This window comes from Neptuniibacter sp. PT8_73 (assembly GCF_047778045.1).
Classification (GTDB): Bacteria; Pseudomonadota; Gammaproteobacteria; order Pseudomonadales; family Balneatricaceae; genus Neptuniibacter.
Map to the genome: position 1 here is coordinate 1137732 of NZ_CP180545.1, position 21986 is coordinate 1159717.

General features: G+C 43.5%; 4 protein-coding genes (1 of these 4 only partly in view). All 4 read left to right on the top strand.

The genetic code is table 11. The annotated features are described in order from the left end of the window. Nucleotides 1-15378: the end of an Ig-like domain-containing protein gene (locus ACMXYN_RS04950; RefSeq protein WP_415893756.1), read on the top strand. It extends 20595 nt beyond the left edge of the window; the window shows 15378 of its 35973 coding nt (coding positions 20596-35973); its start codon lies off the left edge, out of view; its stop codon occupies nucleotides 15376-15378. Between the two features lie 149 nt (nucleotides 15379-15527). Next, complete coding sequence (locus ACMXYN_RS04955) at nucleotides 15528-16334, top strand: peptidylprolyl isomerase (protein WP_415893757.1); 807 nt, start codon at nucleotides 15528-15530, stop codon at nucleotides 16332-16334. Between the two features lie 23 nt (nucleotides 16335-16357). After that, nucleotides 16358-17239: a peptidyl-prolyl cis-trans isomerase gene (locus tag ACMXYN_RS04960; RefSeq protein WP_415893758.1), complete on the top strand. Its 882-nt coding sequence runs from the start codon at nucleotides 16358-16360 to the stop codon at nucleotides 17237-17239. A 52-nt stretch (nucleotides 17240-17291) separates the two neighbouring features. Then, nucleotides 17292-21938 carry a hypothetical protein gene (locus ACMXYN_RS04965; protein ID WP_415893759.1) on the top strand — a complete coding sequence of 1549 codons (4647 nt, stop codon included), beginning with the start codon at nucleotides 17292-17294 and terminating at the stop codon, nucleotides 21936-21938. The last annotated feature ends 48 nt before the right edge of the window (nucleotides 21939-21986 follow it).

Genomic DNA, 21986 nt, shown 5'->3' on the forward strand with positions numbered 1-21986 from the left:
TTGCCAGTTAATGCTGAGATATCGCTGCAGTTTAATCAGCATTTGGATGCTCAGCAGATTGCTAATTTCTCAGATGAACTGGTTGAGCTGACGCTTGGAGCTGTGAAGCTGCAAGTTTATGTTGTTCAAGAAACTAATAATGTTGGTTCGAAATTAGTTATCCGCCCACAAGAGGCGCTCATCGAAGGTAAGCGTTATAACCTACGTATCTCGGGTGCATTGCAGAGTAATGCTGGTGCAGTACTTGAATCTGATTACAGTTTCAGATTTGTCGCTGGAGATGCTGAACTGGCTGATATTTCTCAAATCTCGCCTGAGTTTGGTAGTTGGCGTGGTGATGATGAGATTACGATCTACGGTAGCGGCTTTAATGTTGAGAGCCGGATCTTTGTCGGTGCTCAAGAAGTAAGTACGGGAGATATAATTTCCCTTGAAAATGATCAAGTTAGCTTCCGTTTGCCTTCACTAGAAGCTGCGCCTGAACGCAATAAACTGGTATCTGTGCAGGTTGTAAATGGAAATGTATCTACTACAGCGCTAGCTGCTCTGACATACATTACAGATCCGTCTATCGATGTCATTGGTGCTTATGATTTACATGATGAAAAGCTAAATTCTTCCGATCTGATTTTCTCTCTGAATTCAGGGCGTTATGCTGCAATTAAAGGGGTTGGCTATAGTCCGAACACAAGGCTTACTATTAATGGTAAACCTGCTCAGGAAGTTGTTCTGCAATCACCAGATTTGATCAGCTTCCGTTTACCTCAGGATACGATTGGTCGTCTTAACCTAGAGGTGACGAACCAAGATTTACCTGAGGATACAGTAGCCAATACTGCTTTGCAGATTGAAATAGATTCGGCTAAGCAATTGGTGGGTATCGAGGGTATAGCTCGTCAGGGTTCCTTGTTGTTAACCAATAAGGAGAAGAGCTGGAGCTTATACGGAACTCAAGATGGCATTGTTCCTAAGTTACTATCCAAAGGTAAGGTCTCTAAAAATATTGAAGGCTTGGCAATCAGTGATAGATATATGCTACTTGCTACGTCTGGGAGTAATCCTGAGTGGTTTGTATATGATATTGCCAATATCCATGCACCGGAACTGATCAATCGTTTCTCTAACTTAGATGGCATTTCAGCAACGACTTTCCATTTGGCAGGGGAGCGTATTTTTGCGGCCGATAGTAATAAGCTCTACCAAACTCATATCAGAGGCTCAAATGTAGAGAGCTATCAATTGAGCAGCAGCTACAAGGATATTCAGGCTGATGATCATGGTGTGTATCTGCTAAATAATACTCAGGTTGAATACCGCCAGTACGATCAATTAGATCAGGTGGCTGCCGCATATAGTCATTTGACTATAGCGCCTAAGAGTCTAGTCATGGATCAGCAGAGAGCCGTTATACGCTCCGATGTTTCTCTAGAACTGATTAGTTTATATAACTTAAGAGAAGGCTTAGAGCCGCTATTTGGTTTAGGTTACCAAAATAACGACGACTTATTGCTAAATGGCGAATTGGTTGCCCTGTATGATCAATCAACCCAATTGCTGGAAATTTATGACCTGAACTTATTTGGTCAGGATATTGAGCTTAATCACTTAAGTTCAGTGCACTTAGACGGCACCCCTAAATTAAATAAAGGTGCATTCAATGGCGATCTGCTTGAATGGTTAAGCGGTCCAGATTATTTCAATAGCAAATTGCCATTTAACAATGTGTGGGCACTAGAACCATCGCGTTTAGAAACTGCTAACGCGGATCAATGGTTAAAAGTAACGGGAGAAAGCAGCAAGTGGGATGCAATTTCTGTTCGTGTAACCGATGAAGTTTCGTCCTTAGACCTAGCTGGCTTTAATCAGCTTGTTGGTGATGAATTACGTTTCAGAGTTCTAGGTGATAGCTATCAGGAAGGGCGCAGATATGAAGTAGCTCTGAATAGTAATCCTGAACAGATCTTGGATGGCGCTCGAGTTGATATTGATCTGCCATGGGGACAGTCAGCGCACGATGTATTTGGGTTGGCTCCTGTAGAAATTACTGAAATTACGCCAGCCAGTACGATTACAGGGCGTTCAACTCAATATCAGCTTAAAGGTACTGAGTTACAGCACATAGACCAGCTGCAATTAGGCGACAACGTCATTGAACAAGCTGAATTTGTGGTAAGTGATGACGGTACAGAAATTACCTTCACTACTGCGCTTGATACTCATGGCTTAGCAACAGTTTATGCTCGCCAAGGTGCGTCTCATGAGCTTGCATTGCCTGCTGCGGTACTTATCACAGAAGCTATCCGTATTGATTCTATTGAAACAAATAATAGTAAAGGCGGGGTACATGCTCTAAGTGACAGTGGCAACAACCATATTGTTATTTCGGGGGCAGGCTTAGAAGGTGAGTTAGCGGTACATCTCATTCCGTATAATGAAGGTGTTCAGCTGAATTCACAGAATCAGCTACATTACTCAAAATATGGTAATGGGCTGAAACTTGGCGATGTGCCAGCGGCATTGCCTGGTAAGCAATATCAAGTTGCTATTGTTAGGGAAAGTACATCCGAGCAAGTTTACGCTGATGTTGCAAACTTGCTGGTGGGTATTGATGATACTTCGCCAGTAATGAATGAAGAGGTTGCGAAACCTTCTAAAACGAAAGCACTGCAGCTTACATTCAATGAGGCCGTTACTGCCGGTGGGTTCAGCGTAACCAAATCGTTCCGCGATTACAGTGCTCAAGATGATATTGATATCTCTTCAAGGTTCGAGCTCGTTAATCTGTCAGATACAGTCATCGCTCTAAGGCTGAAGGCTGGCGAAGTTCTCGAAAATAATGCTTCGTATACTTACGTTATCAGCGGTCTTCAAGATGCCGCAGGTAATATCGCATCTGTTGATAAGGCTGTGACCGGTCAATATCAAACTAAGTTCTCCTCAACAGATACATTGTCTCCAAGAAACCTAACGTTGGTTAGAACGACAGATAATGCACCTGTAGATGGGGCTATGCTCCTGACGAAAGGCCGTAGTTACAGTTTTAAGGTTACTGCTGAAGATAACTACACTACTCTAGATAGGGGCGACTTTACGTACCGCTTATCGACAGCGTTTGGGGCATCTCAGACCGGGTGGGAGCGTTTCTCTAGTTCCTTAACGGTTAAGGAAGATATTCTTGCTGAATACGACTATCTAGAGTTCAAAGTACGCGCTAAAGATACGGCTGGAAATGCTGTAGAGGAAACTTTCAGAGCAGAGTTACGAGAACCTGAAATTAATTTGGAGCTGTTCTCCACTAATCCAACTGAGCCTGAGGAAGCGGTTCGTTCTGAATTGGTGTATGACCTTGTAGGCGATGTTGATATGGTTTCGAAAGCCATGATCAATGTAGCGCAGATTCAGAATGGCAAAGAGGTTGACGCTACGCCTTCTTACAATGACGAAACAGGTGTTGCTAAAGCGGCTTTCCTAAATCCTAAGCTTAAGGATATCTATCCTGATCAGTTGCCGCTGACATCAGGGCAAATGGATAGTCGACTTAAGGTTACTTATGGCTTTGGCTATAACAAAGTATTCGATCAGCAGTATACGCTGCATCTCGATCGTACTCCGCCGACATTGGAGATTGTCTCTCCTGAAGATGGCGACTTTATGCCGCTTGATGAGAAAGTAGATGTACTCATTAAATCTTTTGATAAGTACGGTATTGAGCGTGTTGAAGTTAGTGTAAATGATGGTCCGTTTGTAGAATTGGATAATCCAAATAGGTTCACATTTACACCAACGATTGATGACCTTGCTGGTGTTAAAGTTAGTGCGAGAGCGACAGACCCTAATGGCAATGTGAGTCCGGTATCTACCATCACATTGAACCCATATGATGCTGAAGCCGGTGCTCCAAAAGTTGACATCATCAGCCCTGTGAATGGTTCCACCTTCCAAGAAGGGGAGACAGTATCGTTCGAAGTGTTGCTGCGCAATGTGACTGATGCGACTTTATATCTTGATATTGGTGGTGTTGAAGCTCCAGTTGATCAGGGAATTCTGATTACTCGAGATATTGATGGGCCTGAGAGACAGATTGTAACGGCTGTTATTCCGGCAGTTATTGAAGATATTGTCGTTCTTGCTCGCATTCAGAAGGGTAACTTACGCAACTTTAAGTTCCTGAATGTCATTAATGACGAGGGGATCTCTGAACAAGCAGCGGTCAATATTCAACCGAAAGCGTCATTATTAGGTGGTACAGAACTACGTATTGTTGGTTCCGCTCCAGAAGGTATGGAAGACTTCTCTGACGCTTCAAGTATCACTCTATTTGACCCATCTTCTGATCTTGATGGTCAAGAGCTTCCGATGCAGGGTACTCATCAGATTCAATCCCTGCCGGAAGGTGATGCAGTTCGAGTTCAGACAAATTTACGTGATCGCTCAGGTAATCTGAAAACAGAAGATACTGTACTTAATAAACAGAAGTATTTCGCTTCAACTGATGGTGTTGATCACCCATTAGTGCTCTCGGTTGATGAAGAAATTGTTTCAGTAACACCTTTCTGGTCTTCTAATGATCATGAACTGGTTGTCGCTCTAAATAAGAGAGCGGGTGGCTATCGCCTGCTTAATGGAGCAGCAGAGTTTGTTAACCAGGATGTCGGTCAACTTAAATCAGTACATCTATCAGATGGGCTACTGGCAATAGAGGTTACGACTCTTTCTGGAACTGAATTGCAATTGTTCACCTTTGAGAACGGCCAATTCCAGTTAGCGCATAATCAAGCCGTACAAGGGGAGCTAGTTGCAGCCTCTGCAAATATCTTGTGGCTGTTAAATGGTCAGCAGTTTAACGCTCATACTTATGAAAATGGGCAGCTTGTTGAAATAGCTGGTTTTGCTATTAATCAGGATATTGTTGACCTTCAAGCGCAAGCTGATTGGCTAAACGTGCTAACCGCTGAAGGCTTATATCGACTACAAATAGAAGCTACTGAAATACCAAAAGTTACTCAACAGTTCTTCGTATCTATTGCTGACCAAAAAGGTTTCTTACTTGTTGATAATCAATTAGTTACTCGACAAGGAGAACAGGTTCAGTTCTATACATTGGAATCCGACGGAACACTAACAGCTGATGTTGATAATAGTGTTCAATTAGGTGGCGAGGTTCTGCAGCTTGTATCTGATGGAAACTTAATTTGGGCGCAGTTACAGCGTGCTGATCAGACCAAACTATGGGTAGCAGTACAGGACGCTGATTTAGTTGGCTTCTTATCCGAGCAGTATGATCAATTGGCGATTACTGCAGGTTCAATGTATCAAATTGCTGAAAATCGTATTCAAGATAGAGCGATCTCAATTGATGCATTACCGGTAATTAATAACGTTGATCTGATGTATAGATCCAATGGCCTAACGTTGATCGCTGATGCTGAAGGTTTAGATTGGGCGTCAGAGCTGGTAGTTTCCGATCTAAGTGGTGACATACTGTCCGCAGTGCGCATTGCAGCGAACCAAGTGTTTATTCCTTGGGTAGAGCTCACGGGTTCTCAGGTAGAAGTCGCTCTGCATACACACGGTGGCCAAGATGACTTTACTGTTACGTTTGATAAAAACCTCAATGCTGCAATTGATAGTTTACAACCTTCTAATGGGGCGCAACTTGTCAAAGGGGCTCTAGTTCCAATGATTGGTCTGGCATCAGCGGATGCTGTGATTGATCGTCAACAGATCTCTATTGAAGGTGAAACTAAGTCTATGCCACAGCTACTTTCAGGAGAAAGTATCCAATGGCTACGTTTACCTGAAGACACTTCTATAACTCTGACACACATTGTTAATAGTGGATCGCGCCCTGATATCTTGGTTGATCTGGTTGATAACGTAGCGGATCAGCATTCGGCAACCTTGTTGGCACCGCAAAACAATGCGAGTTATCAAGAAGGTGATCTAGTTTCAGTTGAATACTTAGCGTCAACTACAAGCAACAACGAATTCCGTTTTGCTGAAGTTGTTCTATTAGATTTCAATGAAAATCAGTTAGGACGAGTAATCAGTGCAGATATTCATGGCAAGCTGGCTATTCAGTTACCTCAAATTGAACAGCAGGATAATTTAACACTACAGGTCCGTGCGTACTTTGGTGATAGTTATGAGTATGCTCAGAGCCAGATAGGCATTCGTGTATATCCAAAACTGAAACTACCTGCGCCTAAACTTGATGGCGTATCTGCAAGAGCGCTAGAAGGTGCCATCGTTACTTATGAATTAAGAGCGGATTCTTTAGCTGAATATCAATCGAGACTTGAAGTTAGAGATCAGCAGGGTTCATTGATAGCTTCGGATAGCAGTCTGGTTTCGTTTGCAATTCCTGAAGGAAGCACAGAGCTAACAGTTACGGGGCAGATCTATGATGGTTATGGGAATAGCCGTTCGGTCGAGGAGATCGTAACCGTTGGTTCACAAAGCATGCCTGAGTATTTACCTGATACTCTATCGTTTGATCGTATGCTTCCTGATGTGTCTCAAGCGTGGGTAACTCAGGGACGTCAGCTATTGAATCAGCAAGGTGATCTACTTGCTGAATTTGAAGCAGACATTACAGCACTGGTTCGTTTACAAGATCGTTTACTTCTAGCGCTAAATGATCAGCGCATGATCATTGTTGACCCTGCTGAAAACTACCAGATCTTGAGTACAGTCAATACTTCCGGTGAAGTTACAGCCATAGCTCTTCAGTTTGAAAACATTGCCGCTGTAGTCGATGGCAAACTGCATAGATTTACTGTTGCAGGCAATGTGATTGAGTTTGTGAAAGTAGTTAATGTTGCCGAAGGCGAGACTATTTACGATATCTACTCAACTACCTCAGGCGGCTATTTTGTAGTTGCCAGTGATTCTGTAGTTGAATTAACCAAGTCGTTTAAAGCGATATCTGATCCGATTGAATTACAAGGCATCACAGCATCCGCTTATGAAAATGGTGTGCTTTATCTTGCTTCAACAGATGGTCAGTTATTCAGCCTGAATGAACGCAATGAGCTTTATACATTCAACGGATTGCAGTTCCAGGTCGGTAAACTGCTTTACAGCGATTCTCAGCTGATCGCGTTCTCTGTTGCTGGACAAGAAATCCAGCTGTTCGATCTCGCAAATCCGGTCTATCCAGTATCCCTAGGATTAGTCCGTCTGGAGAATATTGGCTCTGTAGAGCACGCTAAAGTGTTTGATGGGCAAATTTGGTTAGGTGGTGCACAAGGCTTCAAACTGAGCCTGCCTAAGCGTCAAACCGGAGCAAGCCTAGTATTTGCAAGTGGCGAATCTAAAGGCAGCATGGCGGATATAGCTATTCGTAACGGTCGTGTTATCTCTGCAGCAAGCTATTACGGATCATTGGCAGCTAGTGAAGAGATGGGCATTTGGAAAGAAGCTGCGTATCCAAAACAGCCTTACAGCCTAGCAACGCAAAAAGTTGCAATCGATTCAGATCGATTCTTCTTGGCTCAGCAAGACAGAAGAGTTGTTGTAGCGGTTAACTCTGACCCTCTATTTAGAGGTAAAGAAGTAGACCGGGTTGTCTTTAAAAATATTAATGCTAGCAATATCGTTACCTCAGCAGGACGCTTGTTGGCGGCAGATGAGCATCGTATCCATCTAGCAAGTCTAAGTGACCTTGATCAGCAAACGGTTGTTGAACTGCCAGATGGTGAGTCCATTATCGGTATGGTTGCTCATGGTGAGACGATCTTTGCCGCAACATCATCTCGTCGCCTTTATAAAGTTCGCGCAGTTGATCTACCAGCAGATCCTTACCTAGTTAATGTAAGTGTACTTATTGATGGTGCGAATGACGCAATTCGTAACTTGTCAGTATCAGGCGATTATCTGTTCTTCAATGTGGGTGCTGATATTCATCGTATGAATTTGAATACCTACAGTGATCAAGTTCTTACGCTTGAAGATGGCAATCAAACGGTAGATTTAGCGAATAATCGCGGTGTACTGCTTGTTGCACAACGAGGTGTCGATAGCAGAGTAAAAGCGATTGATATTGAAAGCTGGCAGTGGATTCCTGAAGTTGACACGGTACTGCCGGGTCTAGTGACGGCTATTGATTTTGAAGATCATCGTTTTGCTGTTGCGTTGGGTGATAAGGGTTATCAAATTTATGATTTAACCTTGTCAGTGGATCGTGCAAATCCAGCTATGGTAATGCCTGAAGCGGATACTGTTTACCAACAGGGTGATCGCTTAAATCTGGCATTAACAGAAACAACTCATGTTAACTCTGTTCGTTACTTCATTAATGACCAGCTAATCGCGGGTACATCAAGCTGGCCGTATAAGGCATCTGTGCAAGTGCCTTCTAGTTTACGAAATGGTCAGCCGTTTGCTTTAGTTGCTGAGATTGAATCTAAACAAGGTGAAATCTATCGTTCTGAATCCTTAGAAGTGCTGTTGCAAGGTGAAGAGCTACCTGAAAATGGATTTAAGGCTCTAATTACAACGCCGGTAGCTGGTCAGGAAACCTATATTCCGAAACCACTCGAAATTCGTGCTGTAGTTCAAGACAGTGCTCAACCGATCTATCAAGTTGAATACTATCAAGCGGATAACGAAGCAGGTCCATTTAGCTTAATTGGTAAGCATTATGGTCCGGAATTCGTGATCTTCAGAACTTATGGCCTTGCCGACAATGGCAAGTACCTGAAAGTTGTTGCTATCGATGTGTTTGGTAACCGTACCGAATCAGAAGTCGTTCAATTCCTACGTATTGAAGACGCGGTTGATCCACAGATTGAAGCGTTCGAAATTGATGGGCCATTGTTAGCTGGTAATGAAATCGTTGAAGAGCACGATTTTGAAATCAGTATTGATTTCAATGATTCAGAGAGTGGTGTTGAATCTGCGATCCTACGTCGAAACGGTGTGATCGTTGCCGCTAAGTTTGAATCTGGAACTATCAACTTCACAGAAACTACTGCGCTGTTGGGCCAAGTTTTGACTTATGAACTGGAAGTCAAAGATAAAGCTGGCAACAGTAGTCTCTCCAGTGAAACCTACACTATCGTTGAGGATACCGCGCCGTCAGTTAACCTATTTGAGGTAACGGGTGGTGTTGCTGAAATTATTGAAAGTAATCCGTTTGCGGTGAAATTCTCTGTAGCAGATGTGGTATCTGTTGAGCGTGTTGAAATTACTTGGAATGGTTTTATTACATCTATTGATGCCAAAGGTGTTAAGCAACTCACTCGAACGTTGAATCTACGTGACTCACGTGCCGTAAGAGTTGTGGGTCAAGTAACAGAGCCGCTGACCATCAAAGTGTATGATGATATTGGCCAGGTAACTGAGCAGACCCTTGATGTAATTGTGAAGGAAGATCTAGAGCCGCAAGCTGATCTGCTAACGCTAAGTTACCCTGCGACAGATTTCTATAACAATACCTTCAATGTTGAGGTCACTGGTTTAACAGTGGCGAACGATGGTGACACACCTCTAAGCGTTAGCTTAATTGAGTTATCACCGCGTAATGGCGTTGTGGGCAGAAAGGTTGATCAAAAAGTTCTTGAGGATAAAGAGAACCTCTCCATTCGTCTGCCTGATGCGGATACACCGGATGATGAGTATCGCTTCGCAATTCGTATTACCGATCACTTAGGTCAAAGCAACGATACAGATATTCAAACTGTCTTGTTGACGCGTTTACCTAATGCTGTGGAGTTCCATAAAGAACAAGATCAAGCCGATTACAACCCGCTGGCTATGCAAGTGGGCGATCAGGCTATTTACCAAGTCGCTGTTGTGGATACAGCTAATAGACGCGTGCCAAATATTGATATCAAGTGGGCACTAAAACCTGTGCGTACAGATGTGGGTACTACTGAAGTTGTTCAACTTGGAACAACTACAACGGATATTAACGGCTTAGCTTCGTTAACATTCGATACAGCTCAGATAGCCGGCATCCATGATCTTAAAGCAACGCTGGTGAACTTTAGCTCTATCAGCACAGCTCGTCGTATCCGTATTGATACAGGTGTGACCCATGAGATGCGTCTAAGCCATGTGCCAACACAGAAAGCGGGTGAAACTACGCCGCTATTCTTCCGTGCTTATGACCAGGGCGGAAACTTTGTAGAGGTTGATAGCCTTACGAAAGTTAAAGTGACATTACCAGCAGGATTCCACTTTGGATTTGCCAATAATGCAGAAGTTAGAACCTTAGCTGGTGGCGGGGAAGAGGCTACCTTGAGAGTTCAAGGTGGTGAGGTATTGATACCTATGTCTGTTGCCACGCTTGCGGGTAGTTACCAGTTCGGTTTAGGTGTGGATACGGATAATCCGGAAGTAGAAACATCTTATGTTGTTACTGATGCTGGATCGCCACAGTTTACGTCTGCTGTTACCTTGGATGTTATCCCTAATGATGCTTTCCAAGTTAGCTTCGAAGAAGTTTCTCGAACTAATCATCGATTCGGTGTTGTTGAGCGTTTAGAAGCCGGCGAAACCGTGACTATGCGCGCCTTGTTGCAAGACAGATATCGCAACTTAGTGACGACGTTTGAACCGTTCGGTGCAAGCCGTGATGCAAATCCACAGCTGCAGCTACAAGTCGATGCATCTGCGCTTATCAATCACGCAGCCCAAGATCAGACAATTACTTTGAATCAAGGTCGTGGTGAATTCACGGTTAGAAACGAAGAAATTGAAACTGTGATTGTAAAAGCGACACAAATCAGTGGTGATGATGCGGTCAGTGGGCTGAGCGTGTTTGGTGATTACACCTTAGATTTCCTAAAACGTCGTCCAGCGATTGATGAAAGTGGCTTTACTGTTGTTCGCAACAGCCAAATTACGCCACTTCATCTGCACTACACCGAAGCAGTGATTGAAGATACAAGTTCTTCTGCTGCGCCAGCGCTGATTAGCTCAGGTAACAATGCCATTGCTGGTGAGTTTGCAATCAGTAGTGACGGCCCTGACAGTGGATTAGTGTCATTTACGCCTGAGCAAGTATTGCCATTGGATACTTGTTACAACATTACGAATACACCAAGTAATTTGATTGGCGAAGCTGCTAATGACCCTGTATTGGATCAGAGTTTATTAGCTTGTACACATATGGTTCGTTTCAACATTCCTGAATACAGATATGTATTGGAAGGTACTGAATATGAAATTGAGATGGAAAGGGCTGATACTATCCCTAGCCCTCTAAGTGTATCTGTTGAACGTATCGTAAGTGATGCACCAGAAACCTATGATTTGGAAAATGTGATTGAGCTGTTTGAAACAAGCGAGACATTCCAGTTACCAACTCATAGTGGAGAAGGTTTAGCTGATGGCCAAAGATTACTGCTAACAGTAGAAGAGCAAGGCTTCGGAGGGCCGGTAGCTCACTTCTTCTTACCTGGTGTGCCTGTTAATGATGAATACAGTAGTAACGAACTGATGCTAACTGTACTTCAGATAGGTGGTGACTATGACCAAGATGGACTATCAAATGAACTGGAATTCTCACTAGATGGCCTAGACCCTGCAAATGCCGATAGTGATAACGATGGTATTCGTGATGGCGATGATGATCTGGATGGCGATGGTCTAACCAACTTAGAAGAGGTTATCGCAACCACCAAACTGGATAATGCCGATACCGATAATGATGGTTTAGATGACTATCAAGAAGTGAGTATCTTCGGTTCTAACCCGCATGTGTCAGATACTGACAATGATGGTGTACCGGATTTGGTTGAGGCTGTAACTGGCACAGACCCTACAAATGAATTTGATAAAGATGTGGATCCGCTATACATCACAGGTATTACTGTCACACCGACATCAATTGAGCATGTATTAGGTGATTCGTCAGCAATCCGACAAATTTCAGTAGTAGCAACTTTCCGTTATGAAGGTCGTGATCATCAAGCTGTAATAACTGATCTTCCTGGCTTAGTTGGATATCAGAGCCTGGCTGAATCGATTGCAACAGTGGACTACCTTGGTTCGGTTGAATTGCTATCTGAAGGCACAACTCAGATTGAAGTTCAGTATTTTGAAAATGCTAATTTCAATCAGCTTGTGGATATCACCATAGAAGCAGCAGCTTCTGGTGAAATTCAGCTTCCTGAAATTGTGCTTGTTGATACGCATCCAGCTCAGGCGCTTTATCGCGGTGCGGATCATGGCTTCATCACATTTGATGTAGCTACGAATATACCGGCTTCAGTACTGGAAGATTCAAGTTATGTATTCTTATTGGATGGTGAAACTATCCCTTATAGGGAAGATATGCCTGCGCCATGCTCAGTATATTGTGGTGCATATATCCAACGCTTGGAGATCAATGAATACGGTTACTCTAATCGCTACCGTCTAGTGTTCCCTGATGGGGTTCCTAGTGAAATTGGTGGGTTATTGAGTTTAGATGCGACCATCAACGATCTAAGTCTCCCTGAGTCATTAGTGATACCAATTCAGCATTCTGCAACTCTGCAATTGCCTGTACTAAGCGATCCAGTAACTAACCTTGCTGGGCTATCGACAGAAGGTATTTCTCTGGCTGAAAACCGTGTCGTTGATCTGCCATATTCGGTAGAGGATGCAGCCTTTAATAAAGTGATAGTGGAGACTTACATTGATGGTAAGCCTATGGTTACGTTGAGTGACTTAAAACATGTCACCATATTAAATAGACTTGATGAAGATGATGACTTTTTCGAAGAAATGCGTAAGTACCCGCAGTTAAGAGGGATTGGTTGGTTAGAAGAAACCCAGCTGTATTCTCCGGTTATTTCTGCCGTTGTGGATAATGATGGTTATGCAGAAGAAAGATACTACGTACCTTTGCATAAGTATTTATTAACTGGTGACCTTCGCGGAGGAGCAAATATAGGGTCGTTCTTGATCTCCGGAGATCATCGACCAATGGTTCAGCTATACAACTATAGAGATGCCAAGGCTGATTATACTGATAAGGTTAATTTAGACGTACATTATGAATACATTGCTGATGAAGATTTGACGCATGTAGAACTGAGCATCGCAAGTGAGTCTTCTATATACAATCCTACGTTGCTGGTTATCGGTGTTGATCTGGACCCTGAGGTCTCGCTAACAGCTGCAGACATAGAACGCGGAGCAGTAAGAATATCTGGGCCTGATGATGACCGATATTACGCAGAGGAAGGTGTTTTTGAAGGAGACGGTGAAGAATCGGAATTGGTTAAAATTTCGTGTATCCATGATTCTTGGTGTGCCGATAGAAATATCCATAGGGTAATACGTTTATCGGATCCTCTCTATGATAAGTTTGCTTTCCATCGAACCAGAGTCTCTTTCCCAGGTTCAAGCAATGAAGGTGAGGCGTCTTTACTTCCTGTCTCAGGGTCTGAATATGTACGAAAAGATGCAAACATTAATTCTGAATATTTAACCGAAGAATTTATATTCAAAGTTGATAAACCTGTGAGTAATCAAGAGCTGGTCAGAATTACTTCCCCAGCGACTTCTAATACTGTTATCGCTTATGAGCTTTATCGATTAGAAAATGGGGCCCCAAGCACCAAACAAAATGATCGTTTAGAATCAAATTATGTTTTTAATACTGAAACAGGTATTGGTGAACAGGTTATTTCGGTCAATGGCTATCTTCCTAGTGGGTCTTATGCGTTGTTGGTAGCTCCATATTATGAAGCTGAAGCCTTTGATCAGAACTTATCAACAATTGACTTTGGGTCTTACTCTTCACCTCTAAGTTGTAATATTGAAACCGATGAGTGGTGCGAGCATCGAATTGCCTTTGAATATGACACTGATTTAATAAACCCGATTATTGGGAAGTGGAACTTCGGTTTAAGTGTCTATAAGGGTGTATTGCAGGAGCTTACAGCTACAGAGGAATACCAGAAAATTTATGACAGCGTATATCGAATTCAATCTGGAGATTCTGGAAAGAATATAAATTATCGAGTCACTGAATATCGAGATCACAATGAAATACCAAGGGTTCGAGGGATTCATGGTCCTGCTGTGACAGTGACAGAAGAAGACAGCTGTTTAGCTCCATACGACCTTGAAATCACTAGTCAGGCTCAGGATGGGATAATTTATGACCTTATACCAGGGGGCAATTATACGTCGGAGTCCCGTGATTTACTTCGATCTTTTGAAGCGCTGCCTTTCGAATGGCGAGTATTAATATATAGACCATTTGAAGGTTTGGAACAGGCTCCTATCCCTTATTCCGATAACTATCGCTTTAGCGTTAATCATTCGTCCCCAATTAATACTTGGCGGGAAGATAATGCGCAAAGGAACATTTATGATTCTTTGAATGGGTATGAGTTTGTACCTGAAGAGAATTATATGATCGATCAGGAGAATCATTTATCCCTTAGTGTCTCGTTGGATTGTATGACGGAAGATACGAGTATTTATGATATTCAGCGTGACTGGTCTACACCGGAGATTTTTGATAGAGAAATTGACCCTGCACCTGAGTTCTTAAATAGCTTCAATGCGTTGAACATAAGTACTGGAGCTTTAACTTCAATGACTGCTGATATCGAAGACAATGGGCGTAATGTAATCCTCGTGGCTGCCTACGCTTATAAAGATGAATCAGATCTTGGTGGATCTGGTGAGTATGATGCTAAGGCAATAGGAAATGAGCTTATAGGAGAAGAGGGTAGCTTAGGAAATGGACCTATTTTGCTAGGCTATGTACACAATGTAGATAGGGAAATATTCATAGAATGGGAGGAATATTCCTACCAGCTTTCTTCAAATGATCGCTATAACGTGTCTATACCTATAACCAACCCTGAAATAGGGGGGCTGCAGACTGGCTCCTATCAGTATCGGGTAATAGCGATTGATAGCACCGGTAATATGACTCAATCCGAGGCTCAACCACTCGTTATCACTGCGCCTCCAGAGGTTCCGCATGAGCCTTATGAGTTGCAACAGGTTCCACTATTAGCTACTCGCGAGTTAATTATTCCAAGCTCTGTTTATCAATATATTGAGATTCAGCAGGCAGGTCTTTATACGTTCCGTATTCCTACCGCAAATTGGAGCATAGGAATGAATGTTTATGACTGGAATGGTGATAATCGTTGGACGCACGAATCTCGATATGACGCTGGTGTCGGGTGTGATTCACGAGGTATTCATATGACGCACGAGTTAGAAGCTGGTCAATATATTGTCGAAGTCTCTGATTATTACACGTATATCGATTATGGAACTTTGGGTGAAGGTGAAACAATAGATTTTGACCTATTTGTCGAAGAGGGCGAGAGGGATTGTCTCGGAAATCTAATAAGTGACTATGGCGACGGAGGTTATGGAGACTATGGCGGTTATGAGGGCCCGAACTAGTAACTGAGGTCTTTTGTGTTGGCCTAAATTCCGTACTAATTAAGTCTCGGCTGTATTGTTTGTTGGCTATTAAATTGAACAAAAATAATGCAAAATACTGCGCAACTTAAATTGGATTTAGTTGCGCGTTGCAAGGATGTTTTAAAATTATGAACAAAATTAAAGGGTTAGTAGTTTCTCTGGTTGTTTTGCCATTAGTTGTGGCTTGTGGTGAAGCAGATAAGACGACCCCGGCGCAGTCTTCCTCTGTAGAAGCAATGGATGCTCAGTTTAAGTCTTACCTTAAGCTTAAACGTATTGCAGAGAATGATGAAAAGCGGATAAAACGTGCTCAGGATGAGTACAACCGCCAAGAAAAAATGGCTGCGGCAATTAGTTCTGAAGCTCTGCTGGATAAAGACTTAATTGATGCCGAGCTTAATGAACTCAGAAAGCAGATGCTGATGAGTCGTTATTTTGAAAAATTCCTCCAAACAGCCGTTACCGACGATAAGCTGCAAAACTATTACGCCTCCCACATAGATCAGTATCAGAGCACTCAAGTTAAAGCCGCTCACATTTTGTTTCGAGTGGGTAACAAAATGTCTGAAGCTGAGCGTCAGTCTGTATTAACGTCTGCGCATGAAGTGTATAGCAAGCTTGAAACAGGCGAAGACTTTGCCGAACTAGCTAAGCTTTATTCACAAGACAGCGTTTCAGGTAAAAAAGGTGGTGAGCTAGGCTGGATGAAAGAAGGCGCAGTCGACAAAGCCTTTTCTCAAACGTTATTTTCTCTTAAACCGGGTGAATACAGTAAGCCTGTAGCCACGACTTTTGGTTTCCATATTATCAAAGCCCTGGAAGGCCCACAGACGATTAAAAAACCTTTTGAAGCAGTCAAAGGTGAAATTAGATATCAGCTAAGGCAAGAAGCCAAAAATGCTGAAGTAGAGCGCTTGCTAGCTAAATCTAATTAATTTGCTGTTGAAAGGTTGTAGTGATGTTGCCTAGGAAACTTAGATCTTCATTGCCTCTCCTGACATTGTCGGCCCTAGTTATGTTAAGCGGCTGTAGTGAAAAGTCAGAAGATGCTTCGGAACCCACAAGCCAAACGCCCGCTACCCAAAGTGTCCAGCCCGATGCTTTGGTGAGTGTTAATGGCGAGTCGATAACTCAGCAAGACTTAGAGTACACAATCAGACGTACATTCAGTCAGGCAGAGCTTCTTTATGCGAATGAAGAAGTAAACCAAAAAGTCTTACAAAGTTTGATCGCTGGCGAAGCCATGAAACAAAAGATCAAACAAGAGTTGAGTGAAGATACGCTGAGTGAAATAGCCCAAAAAGTTAAAGCTTATGAACAGGAGCTCTTTATAAAAGAGTACCTGTCTCATTACGCTCAGCCTCAACCCGTCAGTGTGTCGATGGTGCAGGATTATTACACCAAAAACCCTGATCAGTTTGGCGGAGCAACGATAAAACAGCTAGAAATCCTTCGCTCTTCCAAGCCGCTGGATGATGAGTTGAAACAATCAGTTTTGCAAAACCAGCCTCAAATTGAATCCTCAGATGATTGGACCCAACTTGTACAAAATCTACCTGGTGATCTAGTGCTACAGAAGACCAGTAGTGCAGGACAGTTAGATACACGACTAACGCAAGCTATCAACACTCTAAATAAAGGTCAGGTGACTTCAGCCATCTTTATTGAGGGCAACATTTACTTTGCGAAAGTCGTGGGGGAAACAACGTTGCCTCCTAAACCTCTGTCTGAGGTTAGTGGTCAGATTCGTAAAATGTTATCACCTCAGCAAGTGCGAAAAGCCGTGAAACGTGCTTCTGATGAGGTCGTAGCGGAAGCAAAAATTGAATATCACCAGTAGTTAAACATTTGGCTGATTGTGCAGGAAGCAGTCGTAGAACAGGACGTTTACAGTGTCGTATATATATACACCTTTATTTAAGAAGTGCAGCAAAGCAGCTCAGACGGTTACAGCGCTCGTAGCTATTCTGGCCGCTAATTCGGCATATGCAGAACAGTGTACGGCTGTATTCCCTGATGGTCTTCAGACCCATAGTGATAACGGCACAATCAGTTTTTATAGCTTCTCTCGATTGTTAAATGGCCAAGAGAATGTTCTAGCTACTCCAAATATCCAACAACCTCTTTGGGGCAGTTGGTTCTTTCGTAGTTGTGGCTATGACGAATGTGAAGCTTCAGGCACAGCAGCAGCCACATCACACCCGATCACTTTCCCTGCTCAAAATGGCACACTAAATTTTAATGTCGCACGTCGAGACAACTTTCAGCTGTCACTCGACACCGATCCGATTAACACCATTGATCTAGCTACACGCGCAAAATTTACCTTCACCCAAGGCACTAGTGATCAACCCGTTGTACATATTCGTTCTATTCAAATGGATCGCTCGAGTATCTTGGTATTAGCACCAGCTGATTACTATGTTGATGAAATGGTAATGGCGCAGGGCGTTAAGATTCGTGTACGTGGCGAAGGAACGGCAAGATTATTTGTTAAGAATGATCTGACTATTCCATGGTTTAGCCGTGTAAATGCTGTGCCTCGTAGAGCCGATTTCGAGGAATCTCGCCTTGTTATTTACGGTAGCCAAGATGTTGAACTAGGTAGAGGCTCAACGGTAAAAGCGACGATCTATGCAAAGAACGATGTGTATCTAAAATCAGGTGCGTATCTAACAGGTAATGCTAGCGGCGAAAACATCACTCTTGATCCGTTTGCTTTTGTGAGAAATGATCAAGAACAGATGACCTCTTCGGATCTAACTGGCATCTGTGGCGTTATTGAAAATGATTTAGATGGCGACGGTATACCAGATGATATTGATCCAGATATTGATGGTGATGGCTATTTAAATGAAGAGGATGCCTTCCCGCGTGACGCATCAGAATGGTCTGATATCGATGGTGATGGCCAAGGCGATAATAGCGATACAGACCGCGATGGCGATGGTTATTCAAACGATACTGAGGAGCAAGTAGGGACGGATCCTAACGATCCTCAAAGCACTCCGCCGGATCTAGATAATGATGGCATACCGGATAGCCTTGATGACGATAGGGATGGTGATGGTGTTGATAACGATGCCGATGCGTTCCCTGACGATGCTACTGAAACATCTGATTTAGATGGTGACGGTATTGGTGACAATGCCGATCTGGACCGTGATGGCGACGGTATCTCAAACGAACATGAAGAACAGTTAGGCACAGACCCTAACGACGCAAGCAGCACACCAGCAGATGCTGATGGCGATAATATTCCTGACGCATTAGATCCAGACCGTGACGGTGATGGTGTCAATAATGATCAGGATGCTTTCCCAGATAACCCATTCGAAAGCAGCGATTTAGATGGCGATGGCATTGGCGATAACGCTGATACAGACCGTGATGGCGATGGTATTTCCAATGATTATGAAACACAAGTTGGTACCGATCCAAATGACACCAGTAGCGTGCCAGCAGACCAAGACAGCGACGGTATTCCCGACAGCCTAGACAGCGATCGTGATGGTGACGGTGTCGATAATGATCAAGATGCTTTCCCTGATGATGCTTCTGAATCAAGCGACCTAGATGGAGACGGTATTGGTGACAATGCTGATGCCGATCGTGATGGTGATGGCATATCCAACGAACACGAGGAAACGGTAGGGACAGATCCTAACGATGCCTCAAGCACACCACCAGATTTCGATGGCGATGGAATTCCAGACAGTATCGACGATGATCGCGATGGTGATGGCGTGGATAACGGTTCTGATGCGTTTCCGGATGATCCATCCGAAACCCATGACCTTGATGGCGACGGTATTGGGGATAACTCCGATCCAGACCGCGATGGCGATGGTTTTGACAATGAGTTTGAGCAGGAAAGAGGCACAAACCCGGAAGACGCAGCGGATTACCCAGATACTGTAGAGCCTGTACTGACGATTCAAAACCCGAACGGCCAGCAAATTGAGTCTGACTTTGTCACTATTACGGGTACAGTTAACGATCCGGAACAGCCATATTCTGGTGTCAGTTCATTAGTCATCACCAATGATCGTTTCCCTGGTGGTCAGTTTAATGCAGTGATTACAGACAATGATTTTTCAGTCGATATCCCATTACTCGTGGAGCTGAATAATCTGTCATTTGTATTAACAGATCTGTCAGGCAATCAGGCGACTCAAAGCTTAGTTATTGACCGGATATCACCGCCGAGCTTTGCAGCATTGCAACCGGTATCGGGTAGTGTAGTGCGTGATCCTCAATTTACGTTGATAGGTGAGGTACATACCTTATTACCTTTAACTGATGTGCAGTTCTACGTTGATGAATGGCAAATTACGCCTGTAGGCACATTGCAAAACGGTGTCTACGCGTTTGATCTTCCAGAAATACCTCTTCAATTGGGAGATAACTCATTTACGTTAAGAGTTGTGACATCTGATGGTGAGCAAACCGAAAATCTATTGATTACTTACTTGCCACAGGATGCTGGGGAATTAGCTGCACCAGCAATCAGCATCTTGCAGCCTTTAGATACTGCCGTTCTTAATCAAGATAGATTCAGATTAGTTGCGACTGTAAATAGTTTTGCAGGCCCAGCTATCATTCAAGTGGATGGGCAAACCGTTACACCAACAGAATTCCCAATGGGTGAATTAAAGTATCAATATCAGGTATCAACGGATATTGAGTTTTCTGCTGGTGAGAACCAACGTTCTGTAGATATCAGTGTCACTGACTCATTAGGCAAAACGACGGTTAAAACGGTCACTTATGGTCGTGATGCTTCAGCGCCGACCATTACGCTGTCATCGCCTTTAATTGATCTTCCTGTGGTTAATGATGTTACCGACAACCCTTATTATCTAACTGGCTCTGTCGAAGATGCGAATCTAGCGAGCTTTACCGTAAATGATCAACCAGTAGGGCTATTGCCGACGGCAGATGCAGGTCGATATACCTTTGCTGTGCCATTAGCACTCAGCGTAGGTGAGGAAACCTCAGTACAGCTTCAGGCAAGAGACTTTAGCGGTAACGATGCAACGCTAAACTATGCATTGCAGGCGTTTAGCAATCATAGCGTTAATCTATTAATCCCAAGTTCAAATACAGAACTGTTGGGTGGCAGTGATCCAATTTCCCTACAAGTAGCAGCGCGTATCCAAGGGTTACAACAGGGTGAAACGGTTGTTGCTCAACTAGAAGATCAAACCGAAATCTCGCTATCGTTAACAGATACTTTAGCCACGGGTAACCTAACGGTTCCGGGAGATACGGGTGAGTATCAAATCAAGATCAGTGTATTGGGAAGTGCAGGGCAACTGCTAGCTTCTACGACACGTGATATTTCAGTCGTTAACCCAGAACAACAACCTTTAGAGCTATTACGTATTGAGCCAGAGAATGGTTTCAGCGGTGTTGAACCTAATGCCACGGTTGAGTTCTATTTCAATAAAGAAGTCGATATTCAAAAACTGCAGGTTGAGATCCGTGAAACTTTACACGGCCAAACCTATATCAATTCCGATGAGCCGGGTGTTAACTTCTTAGAAGCCAAAGGTTATCAACTGCAAGAAGTGCATAGAGATCGAGAGCTCTTAGATGGCACCCTAACACTGCTGCCTGGTAACAAAGCCGTTGCTTTCTACCCTGATCGTCAATTTGGTTTTGATGCTCAAATCTATGTGGACTTAATCTATGACAATGTCGAGCTTGCTCGTACAGAATTTAAGGTAAGGCCGCTACCAACCTTTATTCAAGGCACAGTTGTTGATCTATTTGGTCAGCCAGTTGCCGGCATTTCGGTTTCTATTCCAGAGCTAGATCGTGTGCAAACAACCAACAATGACGGTGGTTTTGCATTTGGTTATCAGGAGAGAGCGGACCAAGTTATCCCTGCAGGTAAGTACCAGCTTAAGATCAATATCAACGGCAGCAACAACCGTTTCGGTAGCCAAGAGATTTCACTCTTGGTTCAAGAAGGTCGTAATAACAATGCCGGCGTTATTCGCTTACAAGAGCTGAATACTGACCAGCCTTATCAATATGTATCGGGCGGACAGGTGTTAGATCTGGCCGCAGGTGAGCTGAAACTAGACCTGACCAATGCGGATCTTTCTTTCACTGATGATAAGCGTAGTGGTTACCTACATTCTCAATTCTTAAGTTTCGAACAGTTTACTGCGCGTGTTCAGCAAGGCGCTGTGCCGTTGTGGTTATTTGCTCAGCAACCGCGGGGCGTCGTAGTTGAAGGGACTATCGATGTCGATATCGCGGTACCTGCTTTGAGAGAAGACTACAGCTATATCCCGGATCAAACCGAATATGTCGTCTTGGTGGGTTACAACCCAGATCAAGAAGTTATCGAGCCTGTAGGTATAGGCTTGTTGGAAAATAACCGTGTTAAAAGCGTGACCCCAGTGGCTTATCAAGTGCTTGATTTCATTGGCTATGCGGTTGTGGATCCAAAACATCAGGAAAGCTTACAGGCAGTTGCAGAAGGCCAGATGAGTCTTCTACAACTGAAAGCGATATTGCAATAAGTATTAATTTTTTGGGCTGGAGGCGCTTACCCTCCAGCTTAAGCAAGT

What these genes read in the sequence shown, in the direction of transcription:
- ACMXYN_RS04960 (WP_415893758.1), top strand. Translation starts at nt 16,358, where the DNA reads ATGTTGCCTAGGAAACTTAGATCTTCATTGCCTCTCCTGACATTGTCG.
- ACMXYN_RS04955 (WP_415893757.1), top strand. Translation starts at nt 15,528, where the DNA reads ATGAACAAAATTAAAGGGTTAGTAGTTTCTCTGGTTGTTTTGCCATTA.